The organism is Pseudomonas sp. PB3P13 (assembly GCF_054897735.1).
In genome coordinates this window covers 3,244,786-3,258,647 of record NZ_CM142702.1, presented here as the reverse complement: position 1 = coordinate 3,258,647, position 13,862 = coordinate 3,244,786, and the positions used below count along the sequence as shown (strand labels likewise).

At 59.6% G+C, this 13,862-nt stretch carries 15 protein-coding genes; 6 read left to right on the top strand and 9 right to left on the bottom strand.

Annotated elements, in window-relative coordinates; genetic code table 11:
* Nucleotides 1-19: 19 nt before the first annotated feature.
* Nucleotides 20-1,036, bottom strand: coding sequence for an arginine N-succinyltransferase (locus ACYZT1_RS14990; protein ID WP_462015491.1), 1,017 nt, complete (start codon nt 1,034-1,036; stop codon nt 20-22).
* Between the two features lie 383 nt (nt 1,037-1,419).
* Here ACYZT1_RS14990 and ACYZT1_RS14985 point away from each other — a divergent pair, with 383 nt between their 5' ends.
* Nucleotides 1,420-1,995 (top strand): histidine phosphatase family protein, encoded by a 576-nt coding sequence (locus tag ACYZT1_RS14985; RefSeq protein ID WP_462015490.1) that lies wholly within the window; start codon nt 1,420-1,422, stop codon nt 1,993-1,995.
* On the top strand, nt 1,992-2,747 hold the full coding sequence (gene cobF / locus ACYZT1_RS14980) for a precorrin-6A synthase (deacetylating) (protein ID WP_462015489.1): 756 nt from the start codon (nt 1,992-1,994) through the stop codon (nt 2,745-2,747). The genes ACYZT1_RS14985 and cobF overlap by 4 nt, the downstream gene beginning before the upstream one ends.
* Nucleotides 2,748-2,795: 48 nt before the next feature.
* On the opposite strand, the gene ftrA is transcribed toward cobF, so the two are convergent.
* The gene (gene ftrA / locus ACYZT1_RS14975) at nt 2,796-3,770 is read right to left on the bottom strand and encodes a transcriptional regulator FtrA (protein WP_462015488.1); all 975 of its coding nucleotides are present in this window, start codon (nt 3,768-3,770) and stop codon (nt 2,796-2,798) included.
* A gap of 98 nt (nt 3,771-3,868) precedes the next feature.
* Here ftrA and ACYZT1_RS14970 point away from each other — a divergent pair, with 98 nt between their 5' ends.
* The 3 genes from ACYZT1_RS14970 (at nt 3,869) to ACYZT1_RS14960 (ending at nt 6,087) form a co-directional block, all read left to right on the top strand.
* Nucleotides 3,869-4,303: a rhodanese-like domain-containing protein gene (locus tag ACYZT1_RS14970; protein WP_462015487.1), complete on the top strand. Its 435-nt coding sequence runs from the start codon at nt 3,869-3,871 to the stop codon at nt 4,301-4,303.
* Between the two features lie 156 nt (nt 4,304-4,459).
* Nucleotides 4,460-5,239, top strand: a complete 780-nt coding sequence (locus tag ACYZT1_RS14965) for an ABC transporter substrate-binding protein (RefSeq protein WP_462015486.1) — start codon at nt 4,460-4,462, stop codon at nt 5,237-5,239.
* A 131-nt stretch (nt 5,240-5,370) separates the two neighbouring features.
* Nucleotides 5,371-6,087 (top strand): alpha/beta hydrolase, encoded by a 717-nt coding sequence (locus tag ACYZT1_RS14960; protein ID WP_462015485.1) that lies wholly within the window; start codon nt 5,371-5,373, stop codon nt 6,085-6,087.
* Between the two features lie 3 nt (nt 6,088-6,090).
* Here the strand turns inward: ACYZT1_RS14960 and ACYZT1_RS14955 are convergent, their stop codons facing one another.
* From ACYZT1_RS14955 to ACYZT1_RS14935, 5 genes are all read right to left on the bottom strand, one after another.
* Complete coding sequence (locus ACYZT1_RS14955) at nt 6,091-6,657, bottom strand: DcrB/PsbP domain-containing protein (protein ID WP_462015484.1); 567 nt, start codon at nt 6,655-6,657, stop codon at nt 6,091-6,093.
* Between the two features lie 77 nt (nt 6,658-6,734).
* Nucleotides 6,735-7,520 carry a hypothetical protein gene (locus ACYZT1_RS14950; RefSeq protein WP_462015483.1) on the bottom strand — a complete coding sequence of 262 codons (786 nt, stop codon included), beginning with the start codon at nt 7,518-7,520 and terminating at the stop codon, nt 6,735-6,737.
* A gap of 380 nt (nt 7,521-7,900) precedes the next feature.
* Nucleotides 7,901-9,082, bottom strand: a complete 1,182-nt coding sequence (locus ACYZT1_RS14945; protein ID WP_462015482.1) for an acetyl-CoA C-acetyltransferase — start codon at nt 9,080-9,082, stop codon at nt 7,901-7,903.
* An 11-nt stretch (nt 9,083-9,093) separates the two neighbouring features.
* Nucleotides 9,094-9,759 (bottom strand): CoA transferase subunit B, encoded by a 666-nt coding sequence (locus tag ACYZT1_RS14940; protein WP_462015481.1) that lies wholly within the window; start codon nt 9,757-9,759, stop codon nt 9,094-9,096.
* A gap of 36 nt (nt 9,760-9,795) precedes the next feature.
* Nucleotides 9,796-10,494, bottom strand: coding sequence for a CoA transferase subunit A (locus ACYZT1_RS14935; RefSeq protein WP_462015480.1), 699 nt, complete (start codon nt 10,492-10,494; stop codon nt 9,796-9,798).
* A 200-nt stretch (nt 10,495-10,694) separates the two neighbouring features.
* Here ACYZT1_RS14935 and ACYZT1_RS14930 point away from each other — a divergent pair, with 200 nt between their 5' ends.
* Complete coding sequence (locus ACYZT1_RS14930) at nt 10,695-11,594, top strand: LysR substrate-binding domain-containing protein (protein ID WP_462015479.1); 900 nt, start codon at nt 10,695-10,697, stop codon at nt 11,592-11,594.
* Nucleotides 11,595-11,713: 119 nt separating this feature from the next.
* Here ACYZT1_RS14930 and ACYZT1_RS14925 read toward each other — a convergent pair whose 3' ends face one another.
* Together ACYZT1_RS14925 and ACYZT1_RS14920 are read right to left on the bottom strand one after the other, a co-directional pair.
* Nucleotides 11,714-12,556, bottom strand: a complete 843-nt coding sequence (locus tag ACYZT1_RS14925; RefSeq protein ID WP_462015478.1) for an NAD-dependent protein deacetylase — start codon at nt 12,554-12,556, stop codon at nt 11,714-11,716.
* Between the two features lie 134 nt (nt 12,557-12,690).
* Entirely contained in the window at nt 12,691-13,737 is a 1,047-nt protein-coding gene (locus ACYZT1_RS14920) for a class I SAM-dependent methyltransferase (protein WP_462015477.1), read from the bottom strand.
* Nucleotides 13,738-13,862: the final 125 nt, after the last annotated feature.

Sequence of the window (13,862 nt, the reverse complement as noted above, 5' to 3'; positions counted from 1 at the left end):
ATTCGGTGCCCGGTGACACTCAAAGTTCGATGACCCGGATGGAGCTGTTTTCGCTCACGTTCAAGGCCGCGCACATATCGCTGTCCAGGACGATGGCTTGCCCGGCGGTGTAGTCGAGGTCGGCAACGATGGCGCGGTAGTCGTGCAACGAATCGTTGCCGATCAGGTAGCGACCGCGCGCGTCGATGCATGAGCCGACTGCCACGGTCGCTGTTTTACTTTGCGAGATGGAGCGGATGGCAGGTACCCGTGCAAACAGCGTCGGGCCGCCATCGAACAGGTCAATGTAGCTGTTGGTTTCAAACCCCTCGCGCTCAAGGATGTCGCAAGCCTCTTGCCCCCCCGGGTGAATGCGACCAATGCAGGCCTGGGCTGCGGCAGGCAGCATTGGCACGTAGATGGGGTAATGAGGCATCAATTCAGCGAGAAAAGTCCGGCTTTCGAGTCCGCACAGGCGTTCGGCTTCGGCGTAAGGCAGGTCAAAAAAGTGCTTGCCCAGGGCGTCCCAGAAGGGTGAGTGGCCCTCATCGTCGCTGTAACCAACGATTTCGGTGATGACCGCCTCGGCAAACCGTTGCGGGTGAGCGGCGATAAACAGAAGTCTCGCCCGTGACAACAACTCGGAGAACGCGGTGCGTTCCAATTGCGCTTCTATATGAAAACCACGCAGCAAGGTATGGCCGTTGAGGTCCTGGCACAGTGCCAGGGCCGGCACGCCGTGCTCGATGTTCAGCTCACGCGAGGCGCTGGTGAAAGGCCTGTTACGCAGACTGTAGAAAGGTTCGTTGTAACCGGCCGTTGCGAGAATTTCCGAACAGCCGACCAGGCGTTGATTGTCCTGGTCCTCCAGCACGAAAAAGTAATTCTCCGGGCCGTGGCTCTGTACCTCTGTTGTCAACGAACTACATGAGTCGAAGATTTTCAGTCGTAAATGTTCGATATCGTCGGGCAATGATGTGACGCCGACAAGGCTTTGCCGGGCAAGCCGCTGCAACTGGGGCAAGTCGCCTGAATCAACTGGACGAAAGACCAGCATGGATGCACTCCTGTATCGATGGGTCCGGCTTTCGGCCAAACCTGACTATCACTGTCAGTTCCACGCGTGTTGATGAGATGTCGTTTATATTTGTTCATCTTTTAAACCAGTATTTATGTAACGCGCGATCTCTGTCTAGTTAAATTTTGCGCGTTTTATCAAGCGTCAAAAACAGGGCGGAACGCCCGTGTGCCGGGGGCTACGTCATTGTCGATGGTTGTTGTAGGTCGTGACTGACAAACGTGTCGGATATTACTGACTCGCTTTGCCAACGGGCAGGAAACGTGTTGAAAGCAAATGTCTCCAATCGTGCTGAATGCGGCACAATTGCGTGACTACTGACGGCCTGGGGCCGCTCTACGCTCACTACCGAGTAACTTGTCGTGCAGGCAACCCGTTTAACCCTGATATGCCACGCTAGAACAGTCGCACAAAAACTGGCGCAATTTCCTACGGATCAGCCTGTGGAAATGGATGGGCACGCGGCGCGGAAACCTCGTTGTCATTCGTTCAAAAAAGCCTTTCGGTTAGTCTGCGGTCCAGAATTGCGAACCCGGCAAACCGCCGGGTTGTTCGGCGGCGACATGGAAATAATCAGCGCGTTGCGCGATTACGATATCGGCCGGTGGAAGGGCGCGTGGATCAAAGATCTGCAAAAAACCGAGCCGGCAGCGCTACAGGCCTGGCTTGATAACCCCGAACTGTCGCCACATGGCGGTGAGTCGCGGGTGCAGCTTCGTCACCGAATCGCCGCGTGGCTGATGACGCTGGAATCGACACCTGGACATGTCATTGCCGTCACTCATCCTGATGTCATTCGCGCCGCGCTGACCCAGGTGTTAAGCAGCGCAGCATTTAACGACATCGACGTCGAACCCCTGTCGGCGATCGAACTGCGGTTCAATGGTCGCTGGCGCTTGCGTTTAACCGGCGGTAACGCTGAGGTGATCGATGGATGAAAAAGCTCAAAGTCATAGGCATCGGCGCTGGCAACCCGGACTACATCACGATGCAAGCCGTGAAAGCACTCAACAGTGTCGATGTGTTTTTCCTTATGGATAAAGGCCAGAGCAAAGACAAACTGATCGATTTGCGACGCGAGATTTGCGAGCGCTACATTACCCATGACGCCTGGCGCTTCGTCGAGGCCCGCAGCCCGGAGCGCGAGCGCGGGGATGTCGACTACGCATCGGCGGTTGAAGAGCTGAACCTCGCCAAGCAGCAGACTTTTGAACGGCTGATCAACGAGGAAATGTCTGACGACCAATGCGCTGGTTTCCTGGTATGGGGCGACCCCGCGTTGTACGACAGTACCGTCCGGATCCTGCAGGACATTCTGGCGTCAGGTCGCTGCGTTTTCGAGTTTGAAGTCATCCCCGGTATCACCAGCGTTCAGGCGTTGGCTGCGCAACACAAAGTGCCACTGAATCGCATTGGCCGTTCGATCGAGGTCACCACAGGACGGCGACTGGCGGAGGGGCGGGTGAGCGATGCCGACAGCCTGGTCGTCATGCTGGATGCGCAGGACGCCTACCACCACGTGGCTGACCTGGAAACGCAGATTTACTGGGGAGCCTACCTGGGAACGCCGGATGAAATCCTCATCAGCGGCAAACTCAAAGATGTCGCTGATGAGATCGAGCGCGTACGCAAAGCGGCCCGACTGGCCAATGGATGGATCATGGACACCTATTTGCTGCGCAAGCCCTAGGCAGCCTCACCACAGCTGCCAACCCCCGAAAGCAGGCAAGCCCGGCGCTCACTGCCTTGCATTCACCCCGGGTCCAAATCGTTGCCGATACACCGACGGCGGTACACCGACCACGCTGCGAAAGGCCACGCGGAAACTCTCCACGGAACGGTAACCGCAGCGTTCGGCGATCTGATCGGTGTTCCATGAAGTACTTTCAAGCAACTCGCGGGCGCGTCCGAGCCGTTCATGCTGCAACCAGGCTTTGGGCGGCATGCCGGTTGCTTCGCTGAACCGACGCAAGAACGTCCGTTCACTCATTGCGGCTTCGCTGGCCAGTTCGCGCACTTCCAGCGGCAGATGCAAACGCTGCCGCGCCCATTGCATCACCCGCGAGAGATCGCTGCGCGGCGCAGGGCTGACCGGGCTGGGAATGAACTGCGCCTGGCCGCCGGTACGTTGTGGTGACATCACCAGCCGCCGCGCCACCGAATTGGCCACCTGCGTACCGAAATCACGGCTGACCAGATGCAGGCAAGCATCGATGCCCGCTGCGCTGCCCGCGGAGGTGATCAATTGACCCGAGTCGACATACAGCACGTGCGGGTCCACCAGAATGTCCGGAAAGCGCTCGGCCAGTTCCGCGGTGTAGCGCCAATGTGTCGTGGCCCCGCGGCCGTTGAGCAAACCGGTGGCCGCCAGCACAAACACACCGGAACAGATCGATAACAGGCGCGTGCCGCGGTCGTGCGCCTGGCGCAGAGCCCGAATCAAATCTGGCGGCACGGGCGCGCTGCGGTCGCGCCAGCCGGGGATGATAATCGTCCGGGCGTCGTCCAGCAGGTGCAGGCCACCGTCGGCAAGCACCTGAATGCCACCCATGGCGCGCATCGGGCCTGGATCGACAGCGGCGATACAGTGTTCATACCAGGGGAAATCGAACTCGGGCCGCGCCAGGCCAAAAATCTCCACGGCAATGCCAAACTCGAACGTACACAGGCCGTCGTAGGCCAGAATCGCGACTGATCCAGGGTGGGTGTGCATTTGGCGGAAAATTCCCGGTGAATGTCCTGTGCGCCACTGTAGCGCCAAGCACGGCGCCGATAAAGTTGCTTCAAATTCACCGAAACGGAGCACCACCCATGACCAGCCTGGTCCGTCAAATTCCTGCAGCCCCTTCGGCGATTGCCTTGATGCATTTCAATAACCGTCTGACCTTCGAAACCGATTGTTCTGACGTGCATGGCAGCCAACAGGCCGGCGAAGTGGATTTTATCCTGGTGGATGTGCGGGGTCCGCTGGCGTTCGAACGAGGCCACGTGCCCGGTGCAGTCAACATTCCCGGTCGATTGCTGACCGCCGAAGCGTTGGCCAGCTATCCGCAATCAACGCTGTTTGTGGTGTATTGCGCAGGGCCACATTGCAATGGCGCCAACAAGGCCGCGGTGAAACTGGCGGCCCTGGGTTACCCGGTCAAGGAAATGATCGGCGGTGTGACCGGGTGGCTGGACGAAGGGTTTCAATTGAGCAGTGTCGCGCCGCGGTCGAACAGCAGGTCGATCGGATGTGAATGTTGATTTCGCCAAACGCGCAGGTCATTTTTTAGAGAAATTTGTCGTCTCAACACTGTTCGAACTCCTGGAGCCGCTCTAGACTGCCGGCCACTTCGGCTTTCTCGCCGAATGCTGTCTATCTAACGCTGCCAATAAAGTCTCCGCCTCCAGGAGTTATAAATGAAGACGCTAGTGATGTGCGGTGCCTTGGCACTGTCGATGTTGTCCCTGACCACGGTGGCCGAGGACGCCAAACCGATTCGAGTCGGTATCGAAGCAGGCTACCCGCCATTCTCGATGAAAACCCCGGACGGTAAACTTACCGGCTTCGATGTGGACATCGGCGACGCGCTGTGTGAGCAGATGAACGTCAAATGTACGTGGGTCGAGCAGGAATTCGACGGCCTGATCCCGGCATTGAAGGTGAAGAAAATCGACGCGATCCTGTCGTCCATGACCATCACTGACGATCGCAAGAAAAACGTCGATTTCACCATCAAGTACTACCACACGCCGGCGCGCTTCGTCATGAAGGCAGGCACCGACGTGAAAGACCCGCTGACCGAGCTGCGGGGCAAGAAAGTCGGTGTGCTGCGCGCCAGTACCCACGACCGCTTCGCCACGGAAGTACTGCAACCGGCCGGGATTTTTCTGGTGCGTTACGGCTCCCAGCAGGAAGCCAACCTGGACATGGTCGCAGGTCGCCTTGACGCGATGCTGGCCGATTCGGTCAACCTTGACGACGGTTTCCTGAAAACCGACGCAGGTAAAGGGTTTGCCTTTGTCGGCCCCACCTATGAAGACGCCAGGTATTTTGGCGGCGGTGCCGGTATCGCCGTGCGCAAGGGTGACAAGGAGCTGGCAGACAAATTCAACGCCGCCATCACCGAGATCCGCGCCAATGGCAAATACAAGCAAGTGCAGGACAAGTATTTCGCCTTTGACGTTTATGGTCATTAATCGCTCCGTGTAAAACAATGGCCCCCGCTAAAACGGTGGCCATTTTTTTTGCCTCGCGGTTTGGCCGCACACCGCGCGTCCTTCACAATGTTAGGCTCTGACCCGAACCCTGCACCTGTGAAGGAAGGCTCATGTTGAAGTTTCTCGCACTGATGACACTCCTGGCGTCCGCCGCCGTCCACGCTCAAACTCCGCTGCACGCTGACCTGCCGCTGAAATATCTGGCGCAAGCCCACGCTGAATCCGCCGGCCAGCCGCTGATTATTTTCATCCACGGGTATGGCAGCAACGAAGAAGACTTGTTTGGCATCAAGGATGAACTGCCCCCGGAGTACAACTATGTGTCCGTGCGGGCACCCATGATCATGGAGGAGGGGAGTTACAAGTGGTTTCGCGAGAAAGGCAACGCAGGCTACAACGGTGAGACCGAGGATCTGAAGGCCAGCGGTCAGGTGCTGCTGGATTTCATCGCACAGGCGGCGAAGAAATATCGCACGCAGCCCGATAAGGTATTCCTAGTGGGTTTCAGCCAGGGCGCGATCATGTCCTACGAGGTCGCGTTGCGTCACCCCGACGCCGTGGGCGGGATCGCGGCGTTGAGCGGGCGGATTCTGCCGGTCCTCAGAGCCGAACTGAAGCCTGATCAGCGACGCCAGTCGTTGGCGATATTCATCGGCCACGGCACGCTGGATCAGCGCCTTCCATTCAACGATGGCACCGAGGCTGACAGCTTGTTGCAGAGTCTGTCACTTGAGCCTGAATTTCACGCCTACCCCGGCGTCGGTCACAGCATCAGTGGCGCGGAACTACAGGATTTGCGCAACTGGCTGCAACGCTTGAACCCATGACGTCTATTTGCCGCTGATGATTTTCTTCACCAGAGTGTCGTGACCGGCGTTGTCGCTCAGGCGAGAGATGACCTGGATCAATGCCATGCGCGTGCCGGACGCGGCCATCAGCGTGGTGTCGAGGGTTTTGCCACCGCCCTGGGTGGCCGAGCTGTCGATCTGGCGCAGGCCCAGGCCGGTGCCTTTGTGCGTCAGGCTTTTCTCGCTTATTTTGGTGAAATCCGGCAGCGCCTTGGCTTGCTCTGTGGCGAAGTCGGCCGCTGCCGAGTCGAGAAACTGACCGTCGTTATCTTTGACGTTGACTCCGCCGGGGATGGTGTTTTGCGCGACGATCACCACGGTTTTGGTGGTCTCGTTGGTGTACATGGTGCCGCTCGCACCGGTCGGGCTCGCGGGCAGTTGATTGGCGCTGAAACCTTTGGGCAAGATGAATTTAAGCTTGTCGCCCAGCATTGAGACTTTTTGTTCCGGGGCAGCTGGCGCGGCTTTAGCCGCGTAGGCATTCAATGCACCCAGGCTGGCGACCGCCGTCAGCAACAGGACGACGACTTTTTTGCTCAACAAAGACATTCGGAACTCTCCAGGGATGGCGACGCGGTGGGCGCAATCATCCCATGGAATTGCGATTCATGTAGCCGCCACTACGTTCAAACTTTGTGAATTTCCGGAGCGGGGGCGGGGGCCGGTTTGGCCAACAGTCGCTTTGTCACACCCAGCATCGCCACGGACACCGCGACGCCGAGGCCAAACGCGGGAAGTCCCCTATCGGGCAGTGTCAGCGCTACCACCAGGCAAAACGCGGCAAAGGAATACATCCCCGTGGCCGTGGCGCGTAACAACGCAGCAGTGAACGCCGGGCCTCTGGTTTGTTGGGAAAACACCGCCATCACACTGCCCAGCACCGGGAAAACCGCGAGCAGGCCGCTCCAGCGTTCGCCGACCGTACTGGCCAACAGGGTCACCGCGAGGGTCAACAATGCGCCGGCAAGCATGCGCATGAATAATTTGTCCGACTTCGGCGCGGGGCCCGCGACGATCGGCTGCACTTTGGGGAACAGATACGGTGCTGCGAGCAATGCGGCAGCGGCAGCGATCACCGATAACGCCAGCGACGGTGGAATCATCGACAAGGCAACCGCTGCTGTGGCCCAGACCAAGAAGGAGGACGCCAGAGCCATTGGCCAACCGGTGCGTTGCGCAACCTGGGCGTAGGTCACGCAGAAGGCGATCATCGCAAACATTGCCGATAACGCCGCGGTCGCGGCCTGTGCGGCAAAGACCTCGCCCTGTTCGATGGCGAGAAAAAACAGAATCGGCCCGACCACCACCGGCAGTCCCGACAGCCACCCGGCCACGCTTGGGCCCCACCGCTTGCCGGCGAGGGAAATCAGCAACAGGAATCCGGGAATGACCAGCAGTTTGAGCAACAGCACGCGTACACCTCCGATGTGTGGGACGGCAACGGTAACACTGTGGGGAGTGGATTGCTCAACCGATTAATTGACATTGTATACAATATATTGATCTGCCTCCGGGGGAGTTCGACGAGATACCGGGCGACCAAACGTTGACCCTGTAGCAGCTGCCGAAGGCTGCGTCCGGCGGCGTTCCCGTCGAAAACCGGCCTACACGCTGCAACAGAAAACGGCTGCGCTTGCTCTCACGACTGCTGCGTCCAATCGCGGCCCGAGCCTGACGCAGCCTTCGGCAGGTGCTACAGATGCGTGGAAAAGCCCGATGCGACAGGCGTCGCACCGGGGGTGTTGCCGAGCTGCGCGGATCTTCGTGGGTCCCCGCGCGGTCCTTCAACGCTTTACGCCCGTTCGATCGCCAGCGCCACGCCCTGACCCCCACCGATGCACAAGGTGGCCAAGCCTTTCCTGGCGTCGCGCTTGATCATTTCGTGCAGCAAGGTCACCAGCACGCGGCAGCCCGATGCGCCAATCGGGTGGCCTAGCGCAATGGCGCCGCCATTGACGTTAACCTTGTTCAAGTCCCATTCCAGGTCCTTGGCCACTGCCAGAGACTGCGCGGCGAAGGCTTCGTTGGCTTCGATCAGGTCGAGTTGATCAATCGACCAGCCGGCCTTGTCCAGGCAGCGGCGGGTGGCGCTGACCGGGCCGATGCCCATGATCGCCGGGTCCACGCCTGCGTTAGCGTACGCGGCGATTTTTGCCAGCGCCGGCAGACCCAAGGCTTTGGCTTTTTCGGCACTCATCAGGATGACAGCCGCGGCACCGTCGTTCAGAGAAGAGGCGTTGCCTGCTGTCACCGAACCGTCTTTCTTGAAGGCGGCTTTCAATTTGCCGAGGGATTCGGCGGTGGTGCCGGCGCGTGGTTGCTCGTCGGTGGCGAAGGACAGCGGATCGCCCTTGCGCTGTGGAATCAGAATCGGTGTGATCTCCTCGGCAAACCGCCCGGCTTCAATGGCGGCGGTGGCTTTCTGCTGAGAGGCTGCGGCGAAGGCATCCTGCTGCTCGCGAGTCAGGTTGTACTTGTCAGCGAGGTTCTCGGCGGTGATGCCCATGTGGTAATCGTTGAACGCATCCCACAGGCCGTCGCTGATCATGGTGTCGACGATCTGCGCATGCCCCATGCGCAGACCGGTGCGCGCGCCGGGCATGACGTAGTTGGACAGGCTCATGTTTTCCTGGCCGCCGGCAATGATTACGTCGGCGTCGCCGCAACGGATCGCCTGCGTTGCCAGGTGCAGCGCCTTGAGGCCCGAACCGCAGACCTTGTTCAGGGTCATCGCCGGCACGGTAAACGGCAGGCCGGCCTTGATCGCCGACTGGCGTGCCGGATTCTGCCCGGCGCCAGCGGTCAACACCTGGCCCATGATCACTTCATCGACTTCAGCCCCGTCCAGGCCGGTTTGCTCCAGCAGCTGGCGGATCACCGCAGCGCCCAGATCAACGGCGGAGACGTTGGCCAGCGCGCCCTGAAAACTGCCAATGGCAGTGCGGGTGGCGGCAACAATGACGACTTCTTGCATGGAATGATTCCTCACTGCGCAGCGAACTGCATTTGCGGAACATGATCAGGCACGATCAGTTTACCGGCGGTTTTGGCGACGATTTCCTCGACACTGACACCCGGTGCCCGTTCCTTGAGAATGAACGCGCCGTTGTCGATTTCCAGGTAGGCCAGGTCGGTCAGCACGCGTTTGATGCACCCCGCGCCGGTCAGCGGCAGGCTGCATTGCGACAACAGCTTGGACTCACCGTCCTTGGACGCGTGAGTCATGATGACAATGATGTTGTCGGCGCCAGCCACCAGGTCCATGGCACCGCCCATGCCCTTGACCATTTTGCCCGGGATCATCCACGAAGCGATATTGCCTTGCACGTCGACTTCAAAGGCGCCGAGCACGGTCAGGTCGACGTGGCCACCGCGGATCATCGCGAAGGATTCGGCCGAAGAAAAGATCGACGCGCCGATCCGCGCGGTCACGGTTTGCTTGCCGGCATTGATCATGTCGGCATCGATGGTTTCTTCGGTTGGAAAAGGACCCATGCCGAGCAGGCCGTTTTCCGACTGCAGCATGACTTCCATGCCTTCAGGAATGTAGTTGGCGACCAGGGTCGGAATGCCGATGCCGAGGTTCACGTAAAAGCCGTCCTGCATTTCGCGGGCGACGCGTTGAGCCATTTGTTCGCGGGAAAGTGCCATTGTTGTTATTCCTTCATTCGGTCCGGGGGCAGGGGATCACTTACGCACGGTGCGCTGTTCGATGCGCTTCTCGAACGTGCCGCAAATGACCCGATCGACGTAGATGCCGGGGGTGTGGATCTGCGACGGGTCCAGCTCGCCGGGTTCAACGATTTCTTCGACTTCGACCACGGTGATCTTGCCGGCGGTGGCGGCCAGAGGATTGAAGTTCTGAGCGGTGTGGCGATAGATGACATTACCGAAGTGGTCGGCTTTCCAGCCTTTGACAATGGCGAAGTCACCGGTGATGGACTCTTCCATCAGGTACTGACGGCCATGGAATTCGCGCACTTCCTTGCCTTCTGCAACCGGGGTGCCGACGCCAGTCGCAGTGAAGAAGGCCGGAATACCGGCGCCGCCCGCGCGCATTTTTTCCGCGAGAGTGCCTTGGGGCGTCAGGACGACTTCGATTTCGCCTTTGAGCAGTTGGTCTTCGAACAGCTTGTTCTCGCCAACGTAGGAGGCCACCACTTTGCTGATCTGCCGGTCTTCCAGCAGCACGCCCAGGCCAAAACCGTCGACGCCACAGTTATTGGACACCACGGTGAGACCGCGTGTGCCTTTACGTTTGATTTCGGCGATGAGATTTTCCGGAATGCCGCACAAGCCGAAGCCGCCAGCGATCACGGTCATGCCGTCTTCAAGTCCTGCCAGAGCTTCCTCGTAGGAACTCACGCGCTTGTCGAAACCTGCCATATGCACCTCTTTTATTGTTCGTGGGCGGCTGGCCAGCCGTATGGAATGGAGTGTCTCGCCGCAGCATTAATTTGTTAAGTTGATTTTTACGTTCGATTGATAGATAAAACTCACCAATGGAATTTTTTGCGATAGCGCCCTGCGATGGTTTTCGTTGCAGTGTCATCGCGTGCAAGCTTTGCGCCTACAGGCAATCAGACATGACAGTGAAGCAGATCAGGGCGTTTCTGGCCGTAGCGCAGAGTTTGAGTTTTGCAGTGGCTTGCGAGCGGTTGCACTTGTCGCAATCGGCGCTGAGCCTGACCATCAAGGCCCTGGAGGACGGTTTGGGCGGGAGGCTGTTTACCCGCAACACGCGCAATGTGGCGCTGACGCCCGAAGGCCAGGCGCTGGTGCCGCTGGCACGTCGCCTGATCGCGGACTGGGACAATGCCGAAGACGACTTGCGCCAGCGATTCACCCTTGAACGGGGGCGCGTCACCCTGGCGGCTATGCCGTCGTTCGCCGGTAATTTGCTGCCGCCGATTCTGAAAATTTTCCGCGCCCGTTATCCCAAGGTCAACGTTACGGTGAACGACGTGATCAACGAGCAGGTGCTGGAGATGGTCCGTGATCGTCAGGTGGAGCTGGGCGTGGCGTTCGAACCGCTGCAGGGTTCGTCGCTGCAATTCACGCCGCTGTACGTAGATCGCTTTGTGGCGGTGGTGCCGCAGGATTGCCCGCTCGCGCAACGCAATGACATCGATTGGCAGACGCTGCTCAAAGAACCGTTCATTACCTTGCAGCGCCCGTCTACCGTGCGGGTGATGCTCGAAGAACACCTGCAGGCGCGCGGTATGAAATTACCGGTTGAGTTTGAGAGTCATCAATTGGCGACGGTCGGCAGGATGGTTGCCAGCGGATTAGGCGTCAGTGCAGTCCCGGCGTTGTGTGCCGGGCAGATGCTTGAATTGGGCGCACGGTGTCTGACGCTGGATGATCCGGTGGTGGAGAGGGCGATTGGCGTGCTGACCAAGCCTGGCGTGGAGCTGTCGGCGGCGGCTCAGGCGTTGTTCGATATTTTCAGGCAGGAGAAGTTGGGCGAGCGCGTTTCTTCCTGATAACCCGAAATTCCTCGAGCCGCCTGCTTGTCATGGCCGATTCGCTGACGGCCCGGATTGAGGCTGCTGAAGCCATCGCTGGCAGGCCAGCTCTCACAGGATTCGGGTTTCTCCCATTCCTACTGGGTCAAGCCTTGCGCCAGCACTGGCAACAACTGCTCGCACGACGCTTCGATTTTCATGTCCAGCAATTCATCCGCCCGCGTCTTGCCGAGATTGATCGCAATCAACGGCTTACCCTGATCGGCCATCACCCGGCACAAGCGAAATGCCGAGTACGCCATCAGCGAGGAGCCAACCACCAGCAAACCCGCGGCTTTATCAATCGCCGCCATCGCCTTGGCCGCCGTGGTCTGTGCGACGTTCTCGCCAAAAAAGATCACATCCGGCTTCATCCGCTCGCCGCTGCAATGCGGGCAATGCGGCACCTGAAACCTTGCTTCGAACGCCGCGTCCAGCAGGGTATCGCCATCGGGCGCCTGGACGGCATCGACCCCGGCCAGATACGGATTTTGCGTCTCCATCACGTGTTGAATCGAATCGCGACCGGTGCGCTGGCCACAGTCCAGGCACAGCACCCGATGCAGACTGCCATGCAATTCGATCACGTCATGGCTGCCCGCCTGGTCGTGCAGGGTATCGACATTTTGTGTGATCAGTCCGCCGATCAGCCGCGTGCGTTGCAGACTGGCCAACGCCTCATGCGCCACGTTGGGCTGCGCCTGGCGCACCCGCGGCCAGCCGAGCATCGCCCGCGCCCAGTAGCGCCGGCGCGATTCCGGGGCGGCGAGAAACTCCTGATACATCATCGGCTGCCGACCGCGGCGCACGCCCTGGTTATCACGATAATCGGGAATGCCCGACGGCGTGCTGATGCCTGCGCCGGTCAGGACCACGAACGGTTGGTCGAGCATCAATCGCTGAAGCTGGTCGAGCTGTTCGCGGACAGGGCTGTCGAGCATGTTCAACACTCCGGTGGGTTCGGGTGTTGGCAGGGTAACATTTGCCGCAGGAGCGCGAGCAAGATGACCTGTAGCAGCCGGACGCAGGCTGCGCCAGTTGCTACAGGGTGCGTGTTGCGTCCCGTCTTCGGTGCTTACTTTCGCGCCTCCAGAATCAGGTTGAACGGCGTCTCGGTCGCCCGGCGGAATGTCTTGAACCCCGCCTCGCTGAACACCTTGCGCAAGCGCGCTTCACCGGCCTGGGCACCCAGCCCCAAACCTACTTCCTGAGACAACGAGTTCGGCGTGCAGATAAATGTCGAGGCGGCATAGAACAACCGGCCTACCGGTGTGACGTTGTCGTCCAGTGAGTCGCAGGCGAACGGTTCCACCAGCAGCACCGTGCCATCTGGTTTCAGTGTCTCGTAGGCGTGTTTCGCCGCGCCTACCGGGTCGCCCATGTCATGCAAACAGTCGAAGTAGCAGACCAGGTCGTAGTCGTTGCCGGGGTAGTCTTTTGCCGTGCCCTGGAAAAACTGCGCCCGGTCTCCAACCCCACCTGCTTCGGCGCGCTGGCTGGCAATGGTGATCGAGGGCGCGTGGTAATCGAATCCGAGGAAGCGCGAATTGGCAAACGCCTGGGCCATGATCACGGTCGAGGCGCCATGCCCGCAGCCGATGTCCGCAACCTTCGCGCCGGCTTCCAGTTTGGCGACGACGCCTTCGAGCGCCGGCAGCCATTCGGCGACCAGAAACGCTTTGTAGCCGGGACGGAAAAAGCGTTCCGTGCCGTTGAACATGCAAGGATGATGATCCCCCCAGGCCAGGGCGCCGTCACCGCGCATGGCTTTGATCAGCTTGTCCTTGTCATGAAAAAATGAAGCGACCACTCCGACGCCACCTGCGATGTAGACCGGCGAGTCTTCGATCGCCAGGGCCAGCGCCTGTTCTTCCGGCAGGCGGAACTGACCGTCGCGGTGTTCCATGTAGCCGGAAGCGGCGTGGGCGCTGAGCCATTCGCGCACCAGGCGGGTGTTGCAGCCGGTTTTATCGGCAAGTGCTTGCGGGGTTATCGGCTGGCTGTCGGCCATGGCCCGGTACAAACCGAGCTCATCGCCCAGAATGACGTTGGCGAGCATCGCGGCACCGCCCATGTCATTCACCAGTTTGCCCATGAAATCATTCAGTCTGGCCTCGTCCATCTCAGGTGCTCCTGTTGCAGGATCACGGTCCAGAGACGTTTGGGTCGAGGCTTGCACCTCTGGGCGGTGGTCGTGGGAATGAACAGGACAGGCTCGGCGAGTCCTGCGTGGATTAATTTTAGTTC

Coding starts and splice junctions, on each gene's coding strand:
- ACYZT1_RS14990 (WP_462015491.1), bottom strand. CDS start 1,036: ATGCTGGTCTTTCGTCCAGTTGATTCAGGCGACTTGCCCCAGTTGCAG.
- cobF (WP_462015489.1), top strand. CDS start 1,992: ATGAAAAAGCTCAAAGTCATAGGCATCGGCGCTGGCAACCCGGACTAC.
- ftrA (WP_462015488.1), bottom strand. CDS start 3,770: ATGCACACCCACCCTGGATCAGTCGCGATTCTGGCCTACGACGGCCTG.
- ACYZT1_RS14970 (WP_462015487.1), top strand. CDS start 3,869: ATGACCAGCCTGGTCCGTCAAATTCCTGCAGCCCCTTCGGCGATTGCC.
- ACYZT1_RS14965 (WP_462015486.1), top strand. CDS start 4,460: ATGAAGACGCTAGTGATGTGCGGTGCCTTGGCACTGTCGATGTTGTCC.
- ACYZT1_RS14960 (WP_462015485.1), top strand. CDS start 5,371: ATGTTGAAGTTTCTCGCACTGATGACACTCCTGGCGTCCGCCGCCGTC.
- ACYZT1_RS14955 (WP_462015484.1), bottom strand. CDS start 6,657: ATGTCTTTGTTGAGCAAAAAAGTCGTCGTCCTGTTGCTGACGGCGGTC.
- ACYZT1_RS14945 (WP_462015482.1), bottom strand. CDS start 9,082: ATGCAAGAAGTCGTCATTGTTGCCGCCACCCGCACTGCCATTGGCAGT.
- ACYZT1_RS14940 (WP_462015481.1), bottom strand. CDS start 9,759: ATGGCACTTTCCCGCGAACAAATGGCTCAACGCGTCGCCCGCGAAATG.
- ACYZT1_RS14935 (WP_462015480.1), bottom strand. CDS start 10,494: ATGGCAGGTTTCGACAAGCGCGTGAGTTCCTACGAGGAAGCTCTGGCA.
- ACYZT1_RS14930 (WP_462015479.1), top strand. CDS start 10,695: ATGACAGTGAAGCAGATCAGGGCGTTTCTGGCCGTAGCGCAGAGTTTG.
- ACYZT1_RS14925 (WP_462015478.1), bottom strand. CDS start 12,556: ATGCTCGACAGCCCTGTCCGCGAACAGCTCGACCAGCTTCAGCGATTG.
- ACYZT1_RS14920 (WP_462015477.1), bottom strand. CDS start 13,737: ATGGACGAGGCCAGACTGAATGATTTCATGGGCAAACTGGTGAATGAC.